The sequence below is a fragment of the Mesorhizobium sp. M7A.F.Ca.CA.001.10.2.1 genome (assembly GCF_003998575.1).
GTDB lineage: Bacteria > Pseudomonadota > Alphaproteobacteria > Rhizobiales > Rhizobiaceae > Mesorhizobium.
Genome location: NZ_RZQY01001045.1, coordinates 1 through 1,310, shown reverse-complemented (window position 1 = coordinate 1,310; position 1,310 = coordinate 1). Strand labels below are relative to the sequence as shown.

At 66.9% G+C, this 1,310-nt stretch carries 2 protein-coding genes; both read left to right on the top strand.

All coding sequences use genetic code 11. The features are described 5' to 3' along the window. On the top strand, window positions 1–634 hold a 634-nt coding region (locus EN964_RS34880), incomplete at its 5' end, for an NIL domain-containing protein (protein WP_127277462.1). Further along, complete coding sequence (locus EN964_RS34875) at window positions 615–1,271, top strand: methionine ABC transporter permease (RefSeq protein ID WP_127266743.1); 657 nt, start codon at window positions 615–617, stop codon at window positions 1,269–1,271. The genes EN964_RS34880 and EN964_RS34875, both read left to right, overlap by 20 nt. Window positions 1,272–1,310 lie beyond the last annotated feature (39 nt).

The window sequence follows — 1,310 nt, the reverse complement described above, 5'->3', positions numbered from 1 at the left end:
AGCCTATCCGGCGTCACTGTCGGGCGGCCAGAAGCAGCGTGTCGGCATCGCCCGGGCGCTGGCAGCACGCCCGGCGCTGCTCTTGTCGGACGAAGCCACCTCGGCGCTCGATCCGGAAACAACGCGCTCCATCCTCGCCCTTCTCAAGGACATCAACCGGCAGCTTGGGCTGACCATCCTTCTGATCACCCATGAGATGGAGGTGGTCCGCTCGATCGCCGACCGCGTTGCGGTGATCGACGCCGGGCGCATCGTCGAGCAAGGGCCGGTCTGGTCGGTGTTTGCCGACCCACAATCAGACATCACCAAAAGCCTGCTCGGCGCCATCCGGCCACAGCTGCCAGCCGAACTGGCGGCCCGGCTGCTGCCGGCGGCCGGCGCGGAGACGATCCTGCGCGTCGACGTGGCCGGTGATGCGGCACGCGGCCCGTTGCTGTCCGACCTTGCCACGGCTGTTCCAGGCGCCTTCCGCCTCATCCACGGCGGCATCGACCATATCCAGCAACAGCCCGTCGGCACGCTGTTCCTGTCTGTTCCCGGCAGCGATGCAAATCATCTCGCTGACATCATCACATTCCTGAAGACCCGCCAGGCGCGGGTGGAGGTGCTTGGCCATGTCGCCGATCCTGTTTGAACTTCTGCTGCGTTCGATTTGGGAAACCGTCCTGATGACAGCCGCCTCCGGCCTCATCTCGCTGGTCTTCGGCCTGCCGCTCGGCCTGGCACTGATCGCCACCGAACGCGGCGGGATTGCCGAAAGCCTGTGGGTGAACCGGGCGCTCGGCGCCGTCATCAACGGCTTCCGTTCGGTGCCCTTCATCATCCTTCTGGTGGCACTGATCCCGGTGACGCGGCTGATCGTCGGCACCTCGATCGGCACATGGGCAGCCATCGTGCCGCTGTCGATCGCCGCCACGCCCTATTACGCGCGCATTGCCGAAGTGTCGTTGCGTGAGGTCGACCGTGGCTTGATCGAGGCGGCGCGCGCCATGGGCGGCAACCGCTGGACGATCATCCGCGAGGTGCTGGTGCCGGAAGCCCTGCCCGGCATCGTCGCCGGCTTCACGGTGACGCTGGTGACGCTGATCGGTGCCTCGGCCATGGCCGGCGCCATCGGCGCCGGCGGCCTCGGCGACCTCGCCATCCGCTACGGCTATCAACGATTTGAGACGTCCGTCATGATCGCGGTGGTCATCGTGCTGATCATCCTGGTCTGCGGCATCCAGTGGGCGGGGGACCGGCTGGTGGCGAGGCTGGATCGGCGGGGGTGAAAGACTGGCTGACGGCACGGCCGCGTACGGGATAGGCGG

Excerpts from the sequence above, each read along its gene's own strand:
- EN964_RS34875 (WP_127266743.1), top strand. The coding sequence starts at position 615 with ATGTCGCCGATCCTGTTTGAACTTCTGCTGCGTTCGATTTGGGAAACC.